This is a genomic window from Streptomyces sp. NPDC017936 (genome assembly GCF_044328485.1).
Lineage (GTDB): Bacteria > Actinomycetota > Actinomycetes > Streptomycetales > Streptomycetaceae > Streptomyces.
In genome coordinates this window covers 24,279-46,461 of sequence record NZ_JBIRHK010000012.1, presented here as the reverse complement: position 1 = coordinate 46,461, position 22,183 = coordinate 24,279, and the positions used below count along the sequence as shown (strand labels likewise).

Here is a 22,183-nt window from a genome sequence, read left to right as displayed (position 1 = left end):
GACGCCGATCTTGGCATGTATATGGCACCAGGCGGCGGCTTCCGGCTGACCGGCGCGGACCTCGAGGACCTCGGGGACACGGCGCGGGCGTTCTTCACCGACACCGTCACCCGGGACGGGTGGACCCACCTCCGCGGCTATCGCTATTACGCGGCGGACGCGCAGATGCACCTTCCGCGCCGGGTCCCTCCCGCAGCCGTGCGCTGGCAGGTCGTCCAGGACGGCTGGCCGCGCTTCGCCGAGCACGCGGCCAAGCTCGCCGAGGAGACCGCCGTGGTGCCGATCTCCTGGGGGCGGTGGCTGGCCTGGCTCGCCTTCCTGGAAGCGATGGTCAACGACCTGTGCGCCGCGGCGTGGACCGCGAGGCACCTTCGCGCCGGGGCCGCGGCCGAGCTCGTCGACTCCGCGTTACGGAACGTTTCGCAGGTGCTGGCCGAGAGTGCCTGGCACCTGTGGAACGAGCCGTATCGCGCTCGCCCCGACACCTGGGCCGAACGGGTGCACGCCGTCGCGGCCGACCCGGGCCTGCACGCCGTGCTCCGTGACCTCGGTGCCGAGGTGGCGCGGCTGCAGCCACCGGCGTGGGCGGTACGGGCGATCCGGGAGGGCGACTGCCTCTGGCAGGTCGTCGCGGCGTACGAACAGCGCTGGCCCGCCGTCCGGGCGGCCCACCCGGGCCTTCCCGTCCTGCTGCTGAGCGAGGCCTTCGGAGCGATGTCCGCCGGTCCGCTGTGGACGGCCCTGATGCCCGAGGCGGATCGCGCGCGTGTCGAGTCGGCCGTGTGCCGACTGTCCGTGCACGAGGAGGAGATGGGGCGCGTCTCCGCAGCGGGGTGGCGTACGGAAGGCATCGAGGCCGAGGGCCGCGTGCTGGTGCACATCGACGACTCGGTGTTCACGGGACGCACCCATGCGGCCCTGCGCGACGTCCTGGTCGGGGCTCCCGCGGCCGTGTACCTGGCACCGCTCACCTTCGACGTGGGCACTCCGTTCAACCATCCCGAGGAGATAACCGCCCTGGGCCGGACCGTGGAGGAACACCTGTGGCTCATGGAGGACCTGGTGCGCGCACCGGGCGGGCGCATGCCCGCGGCGGCGAGCCTGTGGGCCCGCCGCAAGCGTCGGAGCGCTCACGACGGATCGGACGAAGGGGAGTTCTCCCGGGTCCTGGGGGGTTCGGACCGGCTGCACGCCCTGTTGTGGGAGCTCTACGGTGCGGAGGTGCGCCATGGCTGAACTGACGGGAGAGGCGAGGGAGAGCCTCGTCTTCCGCGCGGCCAAGGACCGTGCGTCGCGCATGGTGTCCTGGGCGGCGGTGCAGCGCGACATCGACGCGCTCGCCGACGCCGTGCACACGGCGGGCGTGGAGCCGGCCGCGCTGGTCGGGATCTTCCAGGGCGGGTGGCTCGTCGCCCAGTGCCTGGCCGATCACTTCCCGGGCGTTCCGGTGCTGGGAGCCACGGCGCGTGCGGACGACGCCGGGGACGCGCGAGTGGCGTTGTTCGGGGCGGCCGACGGGTTGCTGACACCGGTGTCGCCCGAGCCCGGCAGCACTGTGCTGCTGGTGGACGAGGTGGTCGACTCGGGGCGCACCGCGGCGTTCTACCGGCGTCGTCTGCGGGACGACCTCGGCGTCGACGCGCGTCTGGTCTGTCTGGCCGCCGACACCCGCGCCGAGCCCGCTCCGGAATTCGCGGCGCAGCGGATGGAAGCGCTTCCCGCGCTGGTCCTGCCCTGGCGCGTGCTGCGGGACTTCGAACAGACGGCTGCGTGTCTGTTGCGCGCCGAGCCCATGACCACCGCCCAGATCGACGAGAGGCTACGTGAGTTCGGACATGACATCGGCCCCCGCGTCCTCGAAGCACGGCTCCGGTCCCTCGCGGCCCGGGGACTCGTCCGGCTCACCGCTGACGGCGCCTGGAGCCGGGACGGCGCTTGAGGAGGTCCGCGCCTTCTACGACAGCGACCCGCTGCGCGAGTGGCAGCGGACTCAGGACGGTGCCTACCACCGGCTCGAGTTCGAGGTCATCCACCGGGAGATCCTGCCGGATCTGCTGGCACCCGGCAGCCGCGTCCTGGACGTGGGGAGCGGTCCCGGGCGGCACGCCCTGACCTTGGCCCGGCAGGGCCACCGTCTGGCGCTCGTGGACCTGTCGGCCGGATGCCTCGCGGAGGCGCGCCGGCGTTTCGACGAGGCGGGGCTCGCCTCCCACCTGCTCGACACGCAGCACACGAGCGCCGCTGACCTGCGGGTCCCACCCGGCACGTTCGACGCGGTCCTGTTGTTCGGACCCTTGTACCACCTGGTGGACGACGCGGACGCGGCGGAGTGCGTGCGCCGGGCCGCGAGCGCGCTGCGTCCCGGCGGGCACCTGTTCGCGACGTTCCTGACGAGGACGTCGATCGTCCGGGATCTGCTCAAGCGGGGACGCTTCGCCGAGATCCGCTCCCTGTTCGGCGACGACTACCTGAGCCACGGCCGGTACCGGCCCCTGTCCGCGGAGTCCCGTGCCGACTACATGCCCCCCGTGCGGACGCACGCGCTGGAGGAGGCTCGGCATCTGCTCCGTGCCACCGGGCTGGAGATCGTCGACGTGCACTCGCTGGAGGGCGCCGCGGCGTGGATGCGTCCGTACATCGACCAGGTGGGCGCCGAGCCGGAGGCGTTCCGCGAACTCAGTGCGGTCGTACGGGCCACCAGCCGGCTGCCGGAGCTGATCGAGGCGGGTGACCACTTCGTGATCACCGCACGTCGTCCGGCGGGACGTGCGGACGGAGCGACCCTGCCGGCCGCCGTGCCCGAGCCGCGCTTACGCGGTGCCGTGACCGGTGGTGCCGCAGCCGGGGACACGGTGGACGTCGGCGCGGCGACCCGCGGCGCGGACCTGGTGCGGCGCGGCCGTACGGTGGTGGCGGCCGCGGAGGGCCGCATCTTCTTCGCTCCCTCCGCCGTCACCCACGCCGGACGCCGCCTCCTCGCGATGGCGGCCGGGGCGGCCGACGACCGTGTGTACACGCCGGTCAGACACCCCGGTCGCGCCCCCGAGCCGTGGTACACGGGCGGACGCAACCGCCTCTGTGTCGTGCCGCTGGGGAAACGGGGGACGGCGCGGCCGGACGAGGCGGTCGACGTTCCGCTGCCGGAAGGCACGACAGACGTGACCGGCGCGAGTCTGGTGAGCACGGGCGGCGGACTCCGTCTGTGGTTCGGCGCCCGTGCCGCGTCGGGTCCCTGGCGGATCCACCACACCATGAGCGCGGACGGGGGACGGACGTGGTCCGCTCCCGGCCTCGCGCTGGAACCGGGGCCCGAGGGGGCCGGTGACTGTGAGCACGTACTGCTGCCGTCGGTGGTCCACCGGCACGACGGCTGGTGGATGTGGTACGCGGGCCGTGACGGTTCCCGTCGGCGCGTGCACCTGGCGCGTTCCGAGGACGGGACCCGGTGGCGGCGCCACGGCGTGGCGCTCGAACTGGGGCCCCCGGGCAGCCCCGACGCGTACGCCACCGACTCACCGGCCGTCGTGTCCCTGCCGGACGGACGTTTCCTGGCACTCTACGGAGCCGGCTCCTCCAGGTCCCTGGCGGCAGCCGTTTCGGCCGACGGTCTCGCATGGCGCAGGATCGGTCCGGTGCTGCACCGCGGCGCACCCGGCGCGCCGGACTCCCGGTACGCCTTCTATCCGGCGCTGCTGCCCGACGGCACCGGCGCCACAGCCGAGCTGCTGTACGCCGGCGAGGACGACGAGGGCAGGTGGAGGATCCTCGGCGCGGGCCCGGTCGATCTCCTGCTCCTGGCGGACCGCCCTGAGCCGCTGCCCCTCACCGCGGGGATCGACGACAGCGTCGCCTTCCTCCGCGCGGAGGTCGGCGAACCGTTTCTGGAGGTGCCCGAGGACTGCCACGGCCCAGCGCCCGCCTACCGGTCCGACGACGGACTCGTGCGTCAGCTCCGCCCCAGCTCGACCCCCGTTTTCGCGCTCCGCTCCGGTGTGGACGAACCCGACAGCCTGGTCGTCAAGCTCGGCCGCGGCCGCACCGCGGTGGAGCGGGAGTTCGACGGCCTCCAGGGACTGGCGCGCCATCTGCCGCTCCCCGCCGCCGCCCTGCACTACCACGGAGATCGGGCCGCCCTGGTCCTCGACCACCTGGAGGGCGCTCCGCTCGCGTCCCTCGCGGCCTGCGATCCCGACCGCTTCGACCGCGTCCTCACCGACGTGGTCACCCGTCTCGCCCGTACGGCCGCGGCCACGCTGGAACCGGCCCGGGACGTCGCGGACGGCGCCGACCACACACTGCAGACGCCCGAGGTCGTCGAGGAGTGGCTGCGGAAGGCCGAGGAGGCCCTGGCGCCTTGGCGGGACCACCGGTTGCTGTTCGACGGAACACCACTGGACGGCAGCCTGGGCGACATCGTGCGCACGTCCCGGACGCTGACCCGCCGTGAGCCCGCGTGGCTCGTCCACAGCAGTGGCGACGTCCACCTGCGGAACGTGCACGTCGCGCCGGCCGGGGAACGCTGGTGGCTGCTGGACATGGAGTTCGCCGGCCGGCACGACCTCGACCGCACCGTCGCCACGTTGCTCGGCTCCTGCCTCAAGCACAGCGGTCTCCTCACCGGGGCCCGGGCGGAGGTCCGGCGGAACGAACTGCGCCTGAGCGCGGCGCCGGCGGGCGAGCCGGGCCGGCGTCTGCTGACCACGCCGTTCCTGCTCGATCTCTTCGCGGGACTCCCCGTGGACCCCGACCGGGTCTTCGCGTTCCTGCTTCCCGACCTCTACTTCCGGCTGAGCGCCCCCGGCGGGGACGGCGTACCGGCCTTCGGGCTGGCCGCCCTCGCCCTGGGCGCCCGGATGACGCGTCAAGGACACCCATGACAGTCACCTTTCCCGCGGTCGAGGCCGTGGTGTTCGACGTCGACGACACCCTCGTGGACACCCGCGGAGTGTGGACGGGAGCGCTCGACGCCGTCTGCAGGGACATCGCCGCGGCGGTACCCGGTGCGCATGCGGACGTGCTGGCCGACACCTATCGCGTCACGTCCGACACGCTGTGGAACGACTACGCCCGCACCCTGGCCCCGCTCGGCTCCGTGTCCGACATGCGCCGGTACGTCTGGAAGCGGGCGCTGAACGCCTGCGACGTCCGGCTGACGGACGACCACATCGGTTCGCTCGTCCGCGACTTCGCCGACCTCCAGCGCACCGGAATCCGACCCGATCCGGAACTGTCCCGTCTGCTGGGGCTCCTCGCCGAGCGGTACCGCCTCGCGGTCTGCTCCAACGGCGAAGGAGCGCAGACCCGTATGAAGCTGGAGCGGGCGGGCGTGCTCCAGCACTTCGAGAAGATCGTCTGCGGCATGGACGAGCAGGTGCGCAAACCGGATCCGGAACTCTTCCGGCGCTGCTGCCGGATCCTGGACGTCCCGGCGGAGCGCTGCCTGTACATCGGCGACGACTGGCGCAACGACGTCGACGCGGCCCGCAGGGCGGGGCTGCACCCCGTCTGGGTCCCGGCGGATCCGGCGGCGGCGGTACCCCCCGGGGAGCAGCCGCCGCTTCGCTGCCCGACGGTCCGGGAGTGCCTGCGCCGGCTCCTGGACGGTACGGCCGGCCGTACCGCGTCCGAGCTGTCGCGAGCGGACCGTCATGCTGCCCAGGAGGAAAAGCTGTGAACGACTGGCGGTGGCCCGCTGCGGCCGAACACCCCGTGACCGCTCCCGTGCCGGTCCCTCGGCACGACGTGCTGGGCGTCTTCCACATCCCCGTGAGGGAGACGGCCACCGCCGTCCGGCTGGGCGTCCCACAGCGCCTGCTCGACCGGTTCTTCCCCACGGTCTCCGAGGAGAGCGCACTCAGCCGCTCCGCCGACTACTACGACCCGCGACGCGCCGTGCAAGCCGTACCGGAGCTGTACCGCGCGTTGCGGACCCTCGACGGAGCCCCCGACGCTCCGGTGGCCGTGCTCCGCCGCGGCCTCGTGGAGAACCTGCACAACATCTGCGCCGCCGTCACCTTCGCCATGTGGGAGGTCCTGACGGAACGGGAGATCGTCCGCGGCGATCACGAGAAGACACTGGAGTCCCTGCTCGAGGCCGGTACCCGGCTCAGCGCCGACCTGGCCGGGACCGCGCCCCGGGGCTGGAGCGAGGAGCCGATGCCCGACGTCGCGGCCTTCTCGGGCCTTCCGGCCCTGCGCGTCTTCAGGGAACTGGACAACCAGGCCAAGCTGCACGACGAGCTCGGGTTCCTCCTCGCGCACGTCATGGACCAGCACCCGGACATCACGTCCGTGGTGGTGCCGCTGTACGGCTCGCTGTCCCTCGGGCTCGCGGCCCGTGCGGTACTGCCGGTCACCCGCCCCCGGCGCGACCTCTCGGTCCACCTCATACGCCTCGGCTTCCACGACCTGTCCCGGGTGGACTACCGGCGGACGGACGGCGGTATCCGCGTGGACCTCGTGGGGCCGCCGGAGCACCGTGAGCGACTGGCCCAGGACGTCTGCGGAGCCCATGTGCTGGTGGTCGACGACAACGTGGGCTACGGCACGACGCTGCGCGCGGCGAAGACGCTGATCGGCCAGCTCGGCGGCCGGGCGACGACCCGCAGCGTGGAGACCGCCTGGCACCTGTACCGCCGCGACGGCCGCCACGACGTCGCCGACGCGGCGGACCTGCCCGGTCTGCGCCCCAACCTCCACCACCGCATCCAGGACCGGCTCATCGGCCACCTGCTGCGGGGCGACGCCACCGCCTACGTCAACGACCCGGCCCACGCCGTGCGTTCCTCGCTCCACCTCCAGATGAGGGCCTCGTACGACATGGCACTCGGCCTCGGCAGCTGGACACCACGGCAGTTGCAGTCCATGCGTGCGGAACTCGCGTACGCCACGCTGAACTGGAGCGAACCGCCCGTTCCTCCGGCACCCGCCGCCACCCCACCGATGACCGGGAGGACGGCCGCGTGACCGAGCAGCTTTCGGACCCCGCACTGCTTGCGGACCCCGCTCCCTCGGGGCCCTGGCGGGTCAACGTCGACATCCGGCGGGGTGAGGTGACCGCGTGCCCGGGCGAACCGGTGGACGGGCTCATCACCCGGCTCCTGCGGCGGGGCGTCCCCCTGGCCGTCATCGATCTGGACCGGAGCATCGACGCGGCGCCCGAGACCACCCTGCTCGAACGAACGGCGCGGCGGTACCCGGGCCGGGTCTGGCTCGGCGGACGGCTCGCCGCGAGCGACCCGCTGACCCGCCGCCTGTTGGACCAGGGCGCGGCGGGAGTGCTGCTCGGGTCGTCCCGGCTGTTCCGGGACGGCCGGATCGACCACGCGGAGATCAAGGCCCTGGCGGGTTTCTCCGCACCCGAGCGGGTGATGGTCAGCATCGACGTCGCCGACGACCACGTGGCCGTCAACGGGTTCACCACCCGCACCGACCTGCCCGTCGCCCAGGCACTGGACGCCGTCCTGCAGGCCACCGGCGGGCGGTGCCCCGTGCTGTACACGGACACGGCCGCCGCCCTGCGGCACCGGCCGCCCGCCTGGCGACGCATCGAGGCGATCGCCGCGGCCCACCCCGACGGCCGGTTCTGGTACGCGGGGGGCCTGACCCGCTGGTCCGAGCTGCGACACGCCTGGGACGCCGGTCTGGGGGCGGTGGTCGGCCGGGCCTACCTGGAGCCGCCGCTCGGACTGGAGTGACGGTCGTCACCGGCTGCCGGGCACCGCGAGTGCGCAGGGTCCGGCCACCGGCGACGAGCGCGCGGAGGGCGCTACAGGCAGGGCCGGACCGGCAGGTCGTGCACCTTGGCCAGATCCGCCTTGACGTCGCGTACCGAAAGGGTGCGCTCCATGCGCGGGGAGTACAGCAGGGAACTGATGATGGCCGCGGACGCCGAGGCTTCCTTGAAGGCCGCCGCCACGTGGTCCGAGGAGCCGGCTCCACCGGACGCGATCACGGGCAGGTTCACCGCGTTCGCGATGGTGCCGGTGATGTGCAGCTCGTAGCCCTCGTGCGTGCCGTCCTGGTCGATGGAGTTGACGACGATCTCACCGGCGCCGAGCTCCTCGCCGCGACGGGCCCACTGCACCGCGTCCAGCCCCGTCGCGACGCGGGCGCCGTCGATGAACACCTCGTACCCGCTGGGGATCTCGGGTGTCACCGGGACACGCTTGACCTGCATCGACTGGACCATGCACTGACGGCCGAACTCCTTCGACCCCTGGGCGATGATCTCGGGGTTGCGTACGGCCATGGAGTCGAGGGAAATCTTCTCGGCACCGGCGTCGAGGACGGCGTGCATGTCTTCGAGGGAGCGGATTCCGCCGCCGACCGTCAGCGGCACGAAGACCTGCCGGGCCACCGCCTCGATGGTGCGCAGGTCGGCCTGCCGGCGGTGCGCGCTGGCCAGGATGTCGTAGAAGATCACTTCGTCGACGCCGTCCGCGTACACCGCCGCGGCGATCTCGGCGGCGTCGCCGACGTCGATGTTGTCCTGGAACTTCCGGGCCTTCGTGACCCGGCCCTCGACGATGTCGAAGCAGGCGATCAGCCTCGCGGTCAGCACAGTTCCTCCTGCGGGAGCTTGGTGAAGCGCTCGAGCAGGTCGAGGCCGAGCGGCCCGGACTTCTCCGTGTGGAACTGGGTGGCCATGATGTTCCCCTTGGCCACGGCTGAAACGAACTTCACTCCGTAGTCGGTGGTCGCGGCGACGTCCGGGGCGTTCGCCGCCTCCGCGTAGTACGAATTGACGAAGTAGAAATAGCCCTCGTCGGGAAGTTCGGCCACGAAGGGGTGGTCGGACGTGCGGTGCACCTGGTTCCAGCCCATTTGGGGAACGCGGACCGTTCCGGGGTCGAACGCGCGTACCGTCCCCGGGAGCCAGCCGAGGCACTTCGCGTTCTGCTCCGCGCTTGTCTCGAAAAGGACCTGGAGCCCCACGCAGATACCCAGGAAGGGCATGTTCCCTTCGACCACCTTGGGATACAGCGCGGAGGGCCAACCGGCGCTGTTCAGGTAGTCCATCGTGGTTCCCGCCGAGCCCACGCCCGGAAGAATGACACGGTCGACGCCGGTGAGGTCGTCGGGTGTTTTCATCAGGCGATTCGGCACACCGAGAAAGTTGAGCGCATACTGCACGCTCTGCGAGTTCCCGGTCTGATAGTCGATCACGCCGACGACTGGCCGGTCACGATAACTCATGAACGCCTCAATCTATGGTCACCACGGGGGGCGACCAGGTTGGGATGGTTCGCGGAACTGCCCTCGTGCGATACGGGCAACAACACCATCGTAGCGGTTGCCTGTTGGCGGAGCCCGGGTGTCTCACAGGGGAAGATCGGTCACGCCCCGGCCGTTCGGCGCCGGTGCCCGCGGGGGGACGGGAGCGACTGCCCGTGTTTACCGGCCTGCTGGGGGACGGGTGCGTGGTGACCGGCACCGGACCGCGCTCTCCCGGAAACCGCTCGGGAGCCGACGCGCGGCATTAGCATGCGCACATGAAAAGCATGATCAAACGGATAGTCGTGCCGACCGATCTGGAGAGGCGAATACGCGAGTCGACCGGTGTCGTGTGGCGGGTGGAGCGTGAACTGACCGACGGCTGGTTCAATACGGCCTACCGTGTGGTGACGGCCGAAGGGGATTCCGCCGTCGTCAAGATGTGCCCGGCTCCGGACGCACCCGTTCTGCGGTACGAGCGAGGGGTCATGGGAACCGAGGCGATGTTCTATCGGAGGGTGGCGTCGCTGTCCGGTTTCCCGACCCCCGAACTCCTTCACGAGGGCCCCGACTTCCTGTTGATCTCCGAGCTGCCCGGAGAACCGTGGAAAAATGCGGTCCGGCAGCTCCCCGAGGGGGAAAAGGGAAAACTCATGCGGCAGGTCGGAGGAATCGTCGCAGCTCTCCATTCCGTGGAATGCGAACCGGGGCGGTTCGGATGCCCCGCCCCCCAGGCCGCGTTACTGGCGGGTGACTGGCCCACCGCGTTCCTGGCGATGGTGGAGGCGATCCTGGAGGACGCCGAGCGGTGGCGCTCTCCGCTGGGGCTCCCCCACTCCGACGTGCGGGGACTGGTGAAGGCGGGAACGCGTGCGCTGGAAGAGGTGCGCAGGCCGAGCCTGGTCCACTTCGACCTGTGGCCGGGAAACCTGTTCGTGGACCCCGGTTCCGTGTCCGGCGGCGCACCTCCGCGGGTGACGGGCGTCATCGACCACGAGAGGGCGTTCTGGGGAGACCCGGTCGCGGATCTGGTCGCGCTGCAGATCTGCGGCGATGTGGGCCCCGGCAGTGGATTCCTCGCCGGGTACCTGGAGAACGGCGGCCGGCTGGAGTACACGCCGTCCGTCGTGCACCGGCTCGCGCTGTACCGCCTGTACTTCAGCCTCGTCCTGGTCGTCGAGTGCGGCCCGCGGGGATACGGGGGCGACCATCTGGAGTGGTGCCGCGCTCAGCTCGACGCCTCCGTGGAGACGCTGCGCGTGCTCGGAGGGGCCTGAGCCGCAGAGGACGGCCCCGGAAGACGGACGGGCCCGCTTCCGTAACGGAAGCGGGCCCACCACAAGTCACTCGTGCCCCCAACGGGATTCGAACCCGTGCTACCGCCTTGAAAGGGCGGCGTCCTAGGCCGCTAGACGATGAGGGCTATCGGCCCGCCTGGGCGCTTCTCAGCGCGTCGGGGACGTGAGAAGCATATGGGATGGCGGGAGGTATCGCCAAAACGGTTTACGGGGAGCTCGCGGACGCGGTGGGCGAGGGGGTGGAGGCCGTGGTGGACGGGGGAGTGGAGGAGGCGGGGGACGGAGGGGTGGGGGACGGGGTGGCTCCGGGCCGGTTCTCCTTCGGGAGGTGGCGGCTGACCTCGGCCGTCGTCAGGCCCAGGCCGCCCAGCTTGATCGCGTCCCAGGCCTGGAGGCGGCGGGTGTCGCGGTCGAAGTAGAGGATCGACGCCTCGATGGGGTCGGGGTGGGAGTCCTCGACGGCGCGCAGGCCGCTGCCGCCGGTGGAGCCCTCGGTGCGCAGCCGGGTCCCCTTCGGCAGGACCTCCATCTCGTTGTGGTGCACGTGTCCGGCCAGCACCAGCGGCACCTCGCCGTCGGTCCGGCGGGCGGCGGAGGGTTCGTGGGCGACGGCCACGTCGACCGGGGTGTCCGCGGCCCGCTGGGCGCGCAGGGCGGCGGCGAGGCGGTCGCCGGCCGCCTCCTGGACGTCCTTGCCGCCGGGGGCGGTGGAACGGTCGGGGGTGAACTGGGGGTCGCCGATGCCGGCGAAGCGCAGGCCCGCGATCGTGACGGCGCGGCCGTCGTCGAGGACGTGGACGTTCTTGATGCCTTCGAGGTAGCGCTGGGTGACGTCCGAGTCGTGGTTGCCGCGGACCCAGACGTAGGGCGCTCCGAGGTCGGCGATGGGGTCCAGGAAGCCGTTCTCCGCCGCCGTGCCGTGGTCCATGGTGTCGCCGGAGTCGACGATGACGTTCACCTTGTACTGCTCGACGAGCGAGGCGATGATCTTCCAGCTCGCGGGGTTGAGGTGGATGTCGGAGACGTGCAGGACGCGGACGGTGGTGGGGTCGGGCTGGTAGGCGGGGAGGGTCGAGGTGACGTCGTAGAGCTTGGTGACGTTGGTGACCAGGCGGGCGAGTTCCCGCTGGTAGACGTCGAACTCGGTGACGATGCTGCGGGCGTCGCCGACCAGGGAGGGGGCCGAGGAGAGCAGGCCCGAGAAGCGGGGTTCGAGGACCGACTTGGGGTTCCAGGTGGCGTAGGCGGTGGCGCCCGAGGCGGCGAGGAGCGCGAGGGCGAGGCCGCCGGCGGCGAGGGCGCGGCGGGGGCGGCGGTAGACGGCGAGGCCGAGGGCGGTGGCGCCGGAGACGACGGCGACGCAGGAGCGCACGGCCAGGTCGAGGGTGCCGTGTCCGACGTCGCGGGCGACCTCGTCCTGGAGGCCGGAGAGCCGTTCGGGGTGGTCGACGAGGGCCTGGGAGCGGGTCGGGTCCAGCTGGTCGACGTTGACGTCGAGGCGGACGGGGGCGATGTGGCTGTCGAGGTGGAGCGCGCCCAGCGGGGAGACGTTGATCTTGGTGCCGCCGGTGAGGGAGGGACGCAGGGTCATCGTGGTGTCCATGGGCCCGACGGGTGCGCGGACGTTGCCGACGATCAGCAGGCCGAGCCAGGCGCCGACGAGGACCACCGCCGTCAGGCCGCAGGCGCGCAGCCAGGGGCGGGGCCGGGCGGCCAGTTCGGGGACCGGGTGGGGGGAGCGGCGGGAGCGGCGTGTCGTGCGGAGCCGGTTCGGGCGCTTCGGGTGGTTCGGGTGGTTCACGGGGTCGGGGGCTGCGACGGGGACGCGGGCACGGGCGCGGGCCATTGGTCCCGTATGCCCAGGTGCGCGCCGGGATATGCGGGCCGTTCGTGCGCCTGCTCCGACCGTGTCGTGCCGGAGAATGGGCCTGTGCTGGAGATGACGCGCGAGGAGTTCGAGGAACTGGTCGCCGAGGCGCTGGACCGTATCCCGCCGGAGCTGACACGGCTGATGGACAACGTCGCCGTGTTCGTCGAGGACGAGCCGCCGGCGGACGATCCCGAGTTGCTCGGACTGTACGAGGGGACTCCGCTGACCGATCGCGGGGAGTGGTACGCGGGGGTGCTGCCCGACCGCATCACGATCTACCGGGGGCCGACGCTGCGGATGTGCGAGACGCGGGAGGAGGTCGTCGAGGAGACCGAGGTGACGGTGGTCCACGAGATCGCGCACCACTTCGGGATCGACGACGCCCGGCTGCACGCCCTGGGGTACGGCTGAGCCGTCGTCGGGCGGGCCGCGTGTCCTCCTGCGGGCGGCGGGAGTTGGTGGGGTTGACTCCTGTGTCTGCTCCCGGAGGTGGCCCGTGCGCCCCTTGTACGTACCCGTTCGCCTGGCCGCCACGGCCGTGGCGGTGGCCGTGGCCGCCGGTTGCATGAGCGTGGGGAACGAGGGCGGCGGCCGGGCCGAGCCGTCGCGGTCGGCGGGGCGGCACGGTGGCGAGGCGTCGGAGGGCGGGTCCGGCGGGCCGGCCGGCGGGCACGGGTTCGGTGCGGCCGGCGGTGACGACGGGCGCGAGCGGGGCGGCGACGGCGCGAAGGGCGGGCGGGGGAGGTCCGCGTCCCCGTCGGCCGTGCCGTCGAAGGGGGCGAGCGCGTCCGCCGCGACGGGGGCGCAGCCGGGGCAGAGCGTGCGGCCGGGGGTGCCGGAGCCGCCGGGGGAGGAGCCCACGCCCACGCGTTCGGCCGATCCGGAGCCGCCGCCGTCGCCCGAGCCGCCGCCGTCGCCCTCGCCGGAGCCGACCGTCGCCGAGCCGTCGGCGTCGGCGCCCGGGGAGCCGGTGCCGCAGCTGGTGCAGCGGGAGCCGGCGCCGCGGGCGGGGGAGCCGGCGTAGGAGGCGGGTGTGCCGGGGCCCCGGCGGGTGACGGCCCGCGTCCGCGCACGGCGGTCCGTCCGTCGTACGGGCTTTCGGTCCGCCTGTCGTACGGGTCCGCGGCGCGTCGTGCGGGCTCTCGGTCCGTCCGTCGTGCGGGTCCGCGGCGCGTCGTGGGGGAGCGAGGGCCCGCGGTCCCCCGTGTGACGTACGTCAAGGGAGATCGGTTTGCCTCCGGGGGTGTGGGGTGCGTATGGTGGTAGATCGTTTGATCCCATTTGCCCGGCGCCACCACAGAGCGCGCCGTGTGGCGCGTACTCTCCCTTGCCGTGGCTGACCGCATCGAGGCGGTCTTATTGCGAATCACGGAGTTGACGGGCGCGTGCCGACGAGACTCCGGAAGGTTTCGCATACGCATGTCCATTTCCCGTACCGATCACGCTGTCCTGCCCGAGAACGACGAGGCCGTGCAGGCCGTCGACACCCTCGAGGCCGCAGCCGACGAGGCGCCCGAGGTCACCTTCGCGGACCTGGGTCTGCCCGAGGGCGTCGTGCGCAAGCTGGCGCAGAACGGCGTGACCGTCCCCTTCCCGATCCAGGCCGCGACCATCCCGGACGCCCTGGCCGGCAAGGACATCCTCGGCCGTGGCCGCACCGGCTCCGGCAAGACCCTCTCCTTCGGTCTGCCGACCCTGGCCACGCTGGCCGGCGGCCGCACCGAGAAGCACAAGCCGCGCGCCGTGATCCTCACGCCGACGCGCGAGCTGGCGATGCAGGTCGCCGACGCGCTCCAGCCGTACGGCGACGTCCTCGGCCTGAAGATGAAGGTCGTCTGCGGCGGTACGTCGATGGGCAACCAGATCTACGCCCTGGAGCGCGGCGTCGACATCCTCGTCGCCACCCCGGGCCGGCTGCGCGACATCATCAACCGCGGCGCCTGCTCCCTGGAGGACGTGCGGATCGCCGTCCTCGACGAGGCCGACCAGATGTCCGACCTGGGCTTCCTGCCCGAGGTGACGGAGCTGCTGGACCAGGTGCCGACGGACGGTCAGCGGATGCTGTTCTCCGCCACCATGGAGAACGAGATCAAGACCCTCGTCGACCGCTACCTGAACGACCCGGTCTCGCACGAGGTCGACGCGGCCCAGGGCGCGGTGACGACCATGTCGCACCACATCCTGATCGTGAAGCCCAAGGACAAGGCGCCGGTCACGGCCGCGATCGCCTCCCGCAAGGGCCGCACCATCATCTTCGTCCGCACCCAGCTGGGCGCCGACCGCGTCGCGGAGCAGCTGCGCGACGCGGGCGTGAAGGCGGACGCGCTGCACGGCGGCATGACGCAGGGCGCGCGCACCCGCACGCTGGCCGACTTCAAGGACGGGTACGTCAACGTCCTCGTCGCCACGGACGTCGCGGCCCGCGGCATCCACGTCGACGGCATCGACCTGGTCCTGAACGTGGACCCGGCCGGTGACCACAAGGACTACCTGCACCGCGCGGGCCGCACGGCGCGGGCCGGCCGCACGGGCACGGTCGTGTCCCTGTCGCTGCCGCACCAGCGGCGTCAGATCTTCCGCCTGATGGAGGACGCCGGCGTCGACGCCGGGCGCCACATCATCCAGGGGGGCGCGGCCTTCGACCCGGAGGTCGCCGAGATCACCGGCGCCCGGTCGATGACCGAGGTCCAGGCCGAGTCCGCGGGCAACGCCGCGCAGCAGGCCGAGCGCGAGGTGGCCCAGCTCACCAAGCAGCTGGAGCGTGCGCAGCGCCGTGCGGCCGAACTGCGCGAGGAGGCCGACCGGCTGGTGGCGCGGGTCGCCCGTGAGCGGGGCGAGGACCCCGAGGCGGCGGTGGCCGAGGCGCAGGCGGCGGCCGTCGAGGCCGTCGAGGCCCCGGCCGTGGCCGAGGTCTCGGTGCCGGAGCAGCCGGCCGCGCGGGACATCGACCGGGACGAGCGTCCGGCGGCCCCGTACGAGCGGCGTGAGCGGCGGCCCTTCGAGCGGGACCGTGAGCGTTCGTCCGAGCGGCGCGACGACCGGGGCGGTTTCCGCGGCCGTGACGACCGCGGCGACCGCGGTGGCTTCAACCGCGACCGTGACCGGGACCGCGGCTTCGGCCGGGACCGGGACGACCGGGGCGGCCGTGGCTTCGAGCGGCGCGACGACCGTCGGGACGACCGTCGTCCGTTCGACCGGGACCGTGACCGCGGTGGGCGTGGCTTCGAGCGCCGTGACGACCGGGGCGGCCGTTCCTTCGAGCGGCGCGACGAGCGCCGTCCGTTCGACCGGGACCGCGAGCGCGGCTTCAACCGCGACGACCGCGGCGGCCGTTCCTTCGAGCGCCGTGACGACCGCGGCGGTTTCCGCGGCCGTGACGAGCGCGGCGGCCACCGGGGCAGCGACCGTCCGTTCAACCGCGACCGCCGCGACGACCGCCCGGGCTTCCGCACCGGCGGTCACGACCGCCCGTTCGGCCGCCGTGACGACCACCGCGGTGGCGGCTCCTTCGGCCGCCGCGAGGACAAGCCGCGCTGGAAGCGCAACGGCTGACGCCCTCGGCGCACGTGAGTGAACGCCGTGGCCCCCACCGACTCCCGGTGGGGGCCACGGCGTTTTTCCGTGCGGGCGGCTGTGCGGGCGGCCCGGAAGGCCGTGCGAAACCCCTTTCCCCGAACCTGTCAACAGACTGTAGGATCAGCCGACTTGTGAGGCGGATGTGAGGGCCGGGGGGCCCGGGGCGCCGAAGCGGCGCCCGGCCCGTCTCCGTGTTCCCGGGGAGGGACCTTCTTGGCACGTCACGTCTTCGCCCGCCTGCGTCTCGTCGCCGCCTCGGCGGTGCTCGCGGCCGGCCTGAGCCCGTTGCTGTCGTCGAGCGCCGTCGCGGACACCCCGCAGGAGACGGTGGTGCCGGCGGCGCTGCGCGGCACCTACACCGAGGGCGCGCTGTTCGGGGGGTTGACGCGCTTCGGACAGAGCCCGGCGGGCGACCGGGGCGTCTTCCACACCCTCGAGGGTTCCGGGCTGGTGTGGACGCGGTACGCGGACGGCACGTCCACCAAGGTCGTCAAGCCGACCGGGTTCCGGAACTGGGGCGCGACCGGCGGTGACTCGATCGCCTATTACTACTCCGGCGACGACGGTCACGAGTGGGTCGACGTGCGGAACGCGGCCGACGACACCAGTCGGGTCCTCCACGCGCCCGAGGACGGCTCGATCGTCACCGCGTACGACGACCTGGCGGTCGCGGAGACCTGGGTGACGGACGGCACCGGGGACCGGCGGGAGACGCACCTGCTGTTCCCGGGCGACGACGGCACCACCCGTGACGTGCCCGTCACCGGCCTCCCCGAGGGCACGGAGATGGGGGACCCGCTGGGCGGGAACGCGGACGCGCTGTTCTTCAGGGGGAGGAAGGACGGGAAGTACCTGGTCGTCCAGGTCGACCGCAGGACCGGACGGGTCACCGGGTCGACCCCGCCCCTCTCGGAGGCGTACTTCCACGCGAAGGCGACCGGCGATCACCTGGCCCTGTACACCATCGGCGACCCGGTCGTCCTGGTGTACGACACGGCCGATCTGTCCGCGGGGCCGACCGAGGTCACCCCGAGCGGCGCCGACGGCGCCGGTGGGGTGCAGGGCCTCGCCGTCGTGGGCGACTGGATCGTCCACCAGCCCGGTGTCAACGGACCGGTGGTCGCCACGCCCCTCACGGGCGGCCCCACGGTCACCCTGCTGACCTCGTCGTTCTCGGGCGTGGCCCACGCCGTCGACGGCACCGCCGTCGTCGTGGGCCGTACCTCCGCCGCCCTCGACGACTGGGGCGTCCAGCGCATCCAGCCCGGCCCCGACGGCGCGCCCGTCGTCACCCGGGTGAAGGCGCTGCCGAAGCCGCCGCTCAAGATCCAGGGGTTGTCGCTGGACCACGGCCTGCTGGTGCTCACCGACCAGCAGGCCGCCGAGGCGGGTGGGGGTTCGCGGACCACGCATGAGCGCACGGTCGCCCCGACCGGCGCGCCCGCCTTCGGTCCGTCCTCCACCTTCCTGAGCGGTGGTGCGGTCGCCAACTGCGCTGCCAGCGACGTCACTTGCTCCCAGATCTGGGGCGCAGCCGACGGGCAGCTCGTCTGGCTGGAGCACGACCCGGCCACGAACAGCGACCGGCTCAGCAACGGCGGGGGGGATTACTGGGTCAAGGAACGGAGGGTGCCTGCCGGTGGACAGATCACCGACGTGTCCGGCCGCTACGTGATCCACACGACCGCCACCCAGCAGTCCGTCTACCGCATCACCAGCCCGAACGGCAGCGCCCCGACCCTCACCCGTGCCCCGGGCGTGGCCGCTCTCTCCGGCGACACCCTGTGGACCCCGGGCGCGACCCCGGGCACCCTGACGGCGTACGACCTCACGGCCGGGAAGACCACCGAGACGGTCACCACCGACGCCGGCTGCACCCCCACCGAGCTCCAGGCGCTGGGCCGCTGGATCTACTGGGCCTGTGGCGGGCGCGCGGGCGTCCACGACCGTACGACGCACACGTCCGTGCCGGTGCCGGCCGACGAGGCCGCGCTGGGTGACGGGTACGTCGTCACGCACGACAAGCGGGCCGGGAAGCTGGTCCTGACCACGGTGGCCGGCGGCGCGCCCACGAGCCGTGTCATCGGCGATCTGCCCGACACCGGCGTCTCGCAGCGCGGCGTGCGCTGGACCGTGGACGAGTCCGGGGCGAACGCGGCCTATGTCGACGCCCAGGAGCGGGTGCATCTGGTGCCCACGGGTGTGCCGCAGCAGCCGTTGTGGCTGCTGGAGCCCGCGCAGACCCCGGCCCAGACCTCACCCGGCTATCACCTCGTCACGTCCGTGCTGCTGTCCAAGCCGGCCGCGAACTGGTCGCTGGACGTCCGCAGCAAGGCGACCGGCAAGCACGTCGGCGGCACCGACGGCGGTGCGGTGCGCGGGGCGCTGAACGTCACCTGGGACGGCAGCGCCGCGTCCGGCGGGAAGCCGGTGCCGAACGGTTCCTACGACTGGACGCTGACCGTCGCGCCCGCCGACGGCGTCGGCGCCCCGCTGGTGGTGCGGGGCACGGTCCGGATGGTGGGCGGCAGCGCCGTGTTCCACGACTACGTGGGCCCCGGGGCGAAGCCGGACGGCGTCGGCGACCTGCTGACCATGCCCCGCGAGGGCACCCTGACCTACCAGCAGGGCACGGGACTGGGCACGTTCTCCGGCCAGGTCAGCGGCAGCGGCTGGCCGAGCGGCATCAGGGCGGTGCCCTTCGGCGACCTGAACGGCGACCGCTGCGACGACGTCCTCGTGCGGCTGACCAGCGGGGAGCTGCGGGCGTACGGGACGGGCTGCGGCGGCGCGGTGACGCCGAAGTCACCGCACTGGACGGTCGGGGCCGGCGGCTTCAACCAGTTCGACGTGCTGACCTCGCCGGGTGACGTGACCAAGGACGGCCTGCCCGACCTGATCGCGCGCAACCCGTCGACGGGCAGGGTGTACCTGTACAAGGGCACGGCCGCCCGCATGCTGGCGGCGCCCGTCAAGCTCTACGACAACTGGAAGTCGTACAAGAAGATCGTCGGCGTGGGTGACCTCAACGGTGACGGCGTCGGGGACCTGATCGCGCAGGACACGTCGAACAACTTCTACCGCTACATCGGCAAGGGCGACGGCACCTTCTCCGCCCGCGTGAAGCTGTTCGCCGATTGGGGCGCCTCGTACAACGCGGTCGTCGGCGCCGGTGACATCACCGGCGACGGAAAGGCCGACCTCGTCGCGCGGGACACGGCGGGCGGTCTGTACCGGCTCGACGGCACCGGAACGGGCACGTTCGGGGCGCGGGTGAAGATCGGCGCCGGCTGGCAGAACTACAAGGGCCTCTTCTAGCCACCTTGTGACGTGTGTCACGCCCCCGGTGAGGGAATTGCTGGGGGCATGACAGATGACGCCAAGGTGAGTGGGCTGTCTGACGAGGAACGGCTGGCCCAGCTCGGTTACACGCAGGTTCTCGCCCGCCGCATGTCGGCGTTCTCCAACTACGCGGTCTCCTTCACGATCATCTCGGTCCTGTCCGGTTGCCTGACGCTCTACCTGTTCGGCATGAACACCGGCGGCCCCGCGGTGATCACCTGGGGCTGGGTCGCCGTCGGTCTGATGACCCTGTTCGTCGGTCTGGCGATGGCCGAGATCTGTTCGGCGTACCCGACCTCGGCCGGTCTGTACTTCTGGGCGCACCGCCTCGCGCCCCCGCGCACGGCGGCCGCGTGGGCCTGGTTCACGGGCTGGTTCAACGTGCTGGGGCAGGTCGCGGTGACGGCCGGCATCGACTTCGGGGCCGCCTCCTTCCTCGGCGCGTACCTGAACCTCCAGTTCGGCTTCGAGGTGACGCCCGGCCGCACGATCCTGCTCTTCGCGGGCATCCTGGTCCTGCACGGCCTGCTCAACACCTTCGGCGTGCGCATCGTCGCCCTGCTCAACAGCGTGAGCGTGTGGTGGCACGTGATCGGCGTGGCCGTGATCGTCGGCGCGCTCGCCCTCGTCCCCGACCGGCACCAGCCGGCGTCCTTCGTCTTCGGCGAGTTCGTCAACAACACCGGCTGGGGCAGCGGCGCCTACGTCGTCGCCCTGGGCCTGCTGATGGCCCAGTACACCTTCACCGGCTACGACGCCTCCGCCCACATGACGGAGGAGACCCGCGACGCGTCGACGGCCGGCCCGAAGGGCATCGTGCGGTCCATCTGGACCTCCTGGATAGCCGGTTTCGTCCTCCTCCTGGGCTTCACCTTCGCCATCCGGTCCTACGAGGGCGCCCTCACCTCCCCGACCGGCGCGCCGCCCGCCCAGATCCTCCTCGACGCGCTCGGCGCGACCGGCGGCGAACTGCTGCTGCTCGTCGTGATCGGCGCCCAGCTCTTCTGCGGCATGGCGTCCGTGACGGCCAACAGCCGCATGATCTACGCCTTCTCCCGCGACGGCGCCCTCCCCCTCTCACACGTCTGGCGCACCGTCGACGGCAACCGCACGCCCGTCGCCGCGGTCTGGCTCGCGGCCGGCGGCGCGCTGGTGCTGGGCCTGCCGTACCTGATCAACGTCACGGCGTACGCGGCGGTCACCTCGATCGCGGTGATCGGCCTCTACATCGCCTACGTCATCCCCACCCTGCTGCGGCTGCGCAGGGGCGAGGACTTCGAACGGGGGCCGTGGCACCTGGGCCGGTGGTCGAGGGCCGTGGGGTGGGTGGCGGTGACCTGGGTCGCCGTGATCACGGTCCTCTTCATGCTGCCCCAGGTCTCCCCGGTGACCTGGGAGACCTTCAACTACGCCCCCGTCGCCGTCCTGGTCGTCCTCGGCTTCGCCGCCGCCTGGTGGCTGGCCTCGGCACGGCACTGGTTCCTCGACCCCGAGCACCCCAGGAACGCGGGGCGGGCGCGGGCGACCGTCCGGGACGGGGCCGGCGCGACCGCCCGGACGACCGATCCGTGACCGGTCTCCGTCGTCCGGCAGGGCCGTGTCCCCGATACCCGATCGGCGACACGGCCTCGTCCGGCTATGCTCAGGGTGGCAACATCGCCTGGGCCCTTAGCTCAATTGGCAGAGCAGTGGACTTTTAATCCATTGGTTGTGGGTTCGAGTCCCACAGGGCCTACCGGAACGCCCCCAGCTCAGAGGTACTTCGAGCTGGGGGCGCTGCCGTTGCGGCGCCTTCACCCGTTCGGTTCGCCCGCGCCGGGCGGCTGCCCGACGACGAAGGGCCCTTTGTCGCGCACGGTGACGATCAGCCCGCGCTCGCGAAGCTCCTGTGCGGCTCCCCCGTGCCCCGTCCGCTGCCCTGAGGGTCGCGGAATCCCGGGGGGACGCGCCTTTCCGCGCCGGACGGCGAGGACCCCGAGTCGTGAGGTCGTGAGGGCGCGGACATCCCCGACTCGAACAGATCGATGTTCATTCGATCAAATGCATGGTAGAAATGCCGGCATGGGAGTAGCCAACCGTCTCGACCTGACCCTCCGCCTCGTCCAGGGCGCCGAAGGCCGCGTGTCCGTCGCCGAGCTCGCGCAGCGGCTCGGGGTGTCCGAGATGACCGTGCGCCGGGATCTCGACGCGCTGGAGAAGCAGGGGCTCGTGCGCCGGGTGCACGGCGGGGCCGTCGCCGACCGGGCGCGGGAGGAGGGCGGCGGGTTCGAGGCGCGGGCCGGCTGGCAGGCCGCGACCAAGGACCGGCTCGGGGCGGCGGTCGCCGGGCTCGTGGAGCCGGGCGCGCGGGTGCTGCTCGACGCCGGGACCACGACCGTGCACGTCGCGGAGCACCTCGCCGCCCGCGGACCCCTGACCGTCGCCGCGGTCGGTCTCCAGGCGGCCGTGCGGCTGGCCGACCGGCCGGGGATCGAGCTGCTGGTGGTCGGCGGACGGTCGCGGCCGGGGGAGCGTTCCCTGGTGGGGCCGCTGGCGCTGCGCACGCTGGAGTCGCTGGCCTTCGACGTGTTCGTGATGTCCATCGGCGGGGTGCACGCCGAGCACGGCTGGTCGGAGTTCTCGCTGGACGACGCGGCCGTCAAGCGGGCGGGGCTCGGCCAGGCCGGCCGTACGGTCGCCGTCGCCGACGCGACCAAGCTGGGCGTGCGCGCGTTCAGCCGGGTCGCCCCGCTCGACGCCGTGGACACCTTCGTCACCGACGCCGCCGCGGCCGACCCCGCCACCCACCCCGGCGGCCCGCAGACCCTGGACGCCCTGCGCGAGGCGGGCGTCGAGACGCTCCTCGTGTGAGCCCCCGAAGACCCGATCCCTCCGAAGGAGG

General features: G+C 72.5%; 16 protein-coding genes and 2 tRNA genes. 14 read left to right on the top strand and 4 right to left on the bottom strand.

Annotated features, from left to right (window positions below):
* Positions 1-15: 15 nt before the first annotated feature.
* The 6 genes from ACH4F6_RS24405 to ACH4F6_RS24380 are packed head-to-tail and all read left to right on the top strand — an operon-like array spanning position 16 to position 7,697.
* Entirely contained in the window at positions 16-1,236 is a 1,221-nt protein-coding gene (locus ACH4F6_RS24405) for a hypothetical protein (RefSeq protein WP_397962437.1), read from the top strand.
* On the top strand, positions 1,229-1,939 hold the full coding sequence (locus tag ACH4F6_RS24400) for a phosphoribosyltransferase (RefSeq protein WP_397962436.1): 711 nt from the start codon (positions 1,229-1,231) through the stop codon (positions 1,937-1,939). The genes ACH4F6_RS24405 and ACH4F6_RS24400 overlap by 8 nt, the downstream gene beginning before the upstream one ends.
* A complete protein-coding gene (locus ACH4F6_RS24395; protein WP_397962435.1) occupies positions 1,836-4,877 on the top strand; it encodes a methyltransferase domain-containing protein in 3,042 nt (1,013 codons plus the stop codon). The genes ACH4F6_RS24400 and ACH4F6_RS24395 overlap by 104 nt, the downstream gene beginning before the upstream one ends.
* Positions 4,874-5,674, top strand: a complete 801-nt coding sequence (locus ACH4F6_RS24390; RefSeq protein ID WP_397962434.1) for an HAD family hydrolase — start codon at positions 4,874-4,876, stop codon at positions 5,672-5,674. Before ACH4F6_RS24395 ends, ACH4F6_RS24390 begins: the two co-directional genes overlap by 4 nt.
* Positions 5,671-6,966 carry a phosphoribosyltransferase gene (locus ACH4F6_RS24385; protein ID WP_397962433.1) on the top strand — a complete coding sequence of 432 codons (1,296 nt, stop codon included), beginning with the start codon at positions 5,671-5,673 and terminating at the stop codon, positions 6,964-6,966. The genes ACH4F6_RS24390 and ACH4F6_RS24385 overlap by 4 nt, the downstream gene beginning before the upstream one ends.
* Positions 6,963-7,697, top strand: a complete 735-nt coding sequence (locus tag ACH4F6_RS24380) for a HisA/HisF-related TIM barrel protein (RefSeq protein ID WP_397962432.1) — start codon at positions 6,963-6,965, stop codon at positions 7,695-7,697. The genes ACH4F6_RS24385 and ACH4F6_RS24380 overlap by 4 nt, the downstream gene beginning before the upstream one ends.
* Positions 7,698-7,768: 71 nt before the next feature.
* Here the strand turns inward: ACH4F6_RS24380 and hisF are convergent, their stop codons facing one another.
* On the bottom strand, positions 7,769-8,563 hold the full coding sequence (gene hisF, locus ACH4F6_RS24375) for an imidazole glycerol phosphate synthase subunit HisF (RefSeq protein ID WP_397962430.1): 795 nt from the start codon (positions 8,561-8,563) through the stop codon (positions 7,769-7,771).
* Complete coding sequence (gene hisH / locus ACH4F6_RS24370) at positions 8,557-9,198, bottom strand: imidazole glycerol phosphate synthase subunit HisH (protein WP_397962429.1); 642 nt, start codon at positions 9,196-9,198, stop codon at positions 8,557-8,559. Before hisH ends, hisF begins: the two co-directional genes overlap by 7 nt.
* A 296-nt stretch (positions 9,199-9,494) precedes the next feature.
* Between hisH and ACH4F6_RS24365 the strand changes: the two genes are divergently transcribed.
* A complete protein-coding gene (locus ACH4F6_RS24365; RefSeq protein ID WP_397962428.1) occupies positions 9,495-10,493 on the top strand; it encodes a phosphotransferase family protein in 999 nt (332 codons plus the stop codon).
* A gap of 73 nt (positions 10,494-10,566) precedes the next feature.
* Here ACH4F6_RS24365 and ACH4F6_RS24360 read toward each other — a convergent pair.
* Together ACH4F6_RS24360 and ACH4F6_RS24355 are read right to left on the bottom strand one after the other, a co-directional pair.
* Positions 10,567-10,639, bottom strand: a tRNA-Glu gene (locus ACH4F6_RS24360).
* A gap of 80 nt (positions 10,640-10,719) precedes the next feature.
* Positions 10,720-12,360, bottom strand: a complete 1,641-nt coding sequence (locus tag ACH4F6_RS24355) for a metallophosphoesterase (RefSeq protein ID WP_397962427.1) — start codon at positions 12,358-12,360, stop codon at positions 10,720-10,722.
* Positions 12,361-12,444: 84 nt separating this feature from the next.
* Here ACH4F6_RS24355 and ACH4F6_RS24350 point away from each other — a divergent pair, with 84 nt between their 5' ends.
* From ACH4F6_RS24350 to ACH4F6_RS24320, 7 genes are all read left to right on the top strand, one after another.
* Positions 12,445-12,795, top strand: a complete 351-nt coding sequence (locus ACH4F6_RS24350) for a metallopeptidase family protein (protein WP_003999986.1) — start codon at positions 12,445-12,447, stop codon at positions 12,793-12,795.
* 85 nt (positions 12,796-12,880) lie between these two features.
* Positions 12,881-13,408 carry a hypothetical protein gene (locus tag ACH4F6_RS24345; protein WP_397962426.1) on the top strand — a complete coding sequence of 176 codons (528 nt, stop codon included), beginning with the start codon at positions 12,881-12,883 and terminating at the stop codon, positions 13,406-13,408.
* A 395-nt stretch (positions 13,409-13,803) separates the two neighbouring features.
* The gene (locus ACH4F6_RS24340; protein ID WP_397962425.1) at positions 13,804-15,936 is read left to right on the top strand and encodes a DEAD/DEAH box helicase; all 2,133 of its coding nucleotides are present in this window, start codon (positions 13,804-13,806) and stop codon (positions 15,934-15,936) included.
* Positions 15,937-16,173: 237 nt separating this feature from the next.
* Positions 16,174-19,278, top strand: a complete 3,105-nt coding sequence (locus ACH4F6_RS24335) for an FG-GAP repeat domain-containing protein (RefSeq protein WP_397962424.1) — start codon at positions 16,174-16,176, stop codon at positions 19,276-19,278.
* 48 nt (positions 19,279-19,326) lie between these two features.
* Positions 19,327-20,874, top strand: coding sequence for an amino acid permease (locus ACH4F6_RS24330; RefSeq protein ID WP_397962423.1), 1,548 nt, complete (start codon positions 19,327-19,329; stop codon positions 20,872-20,874).
* Positions 20,875-20,964: 90 nt separating this feature from the next.
* A tRNA-Lys gene (locus ACH4F6_RS24325) sits at positions 20,965-21,037 on the top strand.
* A 326-nt stretch (positions 21,038-21,363) separates the two neighbouring features.
* Positions 21,364-22,152: a DeoR/GlpR family DNA-binding transcription regulator gene (locus ACH4F6_RS24320; protein ID WP_397962422.1), complete on the top strand. Its 789-nt coding sequence runs from the start codon at positions 21,364-21,366 to the stop codon at positions 22,150-22,152.
* The last annotated feature ends 31 nt before the right edge of the window (positions 22,153-22,183 follow it).

Excerpts from the sequence above, each read along its gene's own strand:
- ACH4F6_RS24405 (WP_397962437.1), top strand. The coding sequence starts at position 16 with ATGTATATGGCACCAGGCGGCGGCTTCCGGCTGACCGGCGCGGACCTC.
- ACH4F6_RS24400 (WP_397962436.1), top strand. The coding sequence starts at position 1,229 with ATGGCTGAACTGACGGGAGAGGCGAGGGAGAGCCTCGTCTTCCGCGCG.
- ACH4F6_RS24395 (WP_397962435.1), top strand. The coding sequence starts at position 1,836 with ATGACATCGGCCCCCGCGTCCTCGAAGCACGGCTCCGGTCCCTCGCGG.
- ACH4F6_RS24390 (WP_397962434.1), top strand. The coding sequence starts at position 4,874 with ATGACAGTCACCTTTCCCGCGGTCGAGGCCGTGGTGTTCGACGTCGAC.
- hisH (WP_397962429.1), bottom strand. The coding sequence starts at position 9,198 with ATGAGTTATCGTGACCGGCCAGTCGTCGGCGTGATCGACTATCAGACC.
- ACH4F6_RS24365 (WP_397962428.1), top strand. The coding sequence starts at position 9,495 with ATGAAAAGCATGATCAAACGGATAGTCGTGCCGACCGATCTGGAGAGG.
- ACH4F6_RS24355 (WP_397962427.1), bottom strand. The coding sequence starts at position 12,360 with ATGGCCCGCGCCCGTGCCCGCGTCCCCGTCGCAGCCCCCGACCCCGTG.
- ACH4F6_RS24340 (WP_397962425.1), top strand. The coding sequence starts at position 13,804 with ATGTCCATTTCCCGTACCGATCACGCTGTCCTGCCCGAGAACGACGAG.
- ACH4F6_RS24330 (WP_397962423.1), top strand. The coding sequence starts at position 19,327 with ATGACAGATGACGCCAAGGTGAGTGGGCTGTCTGACGAGGAACGGCTG.
- ACH4F6_RS24320 (WP_397962422.1), top strand. The coding sequence starts at position 21,364 with ATGGGAGTAGCCAACCGTCTCGACCTGACCCTCCGCCTCGTCCAGGGC.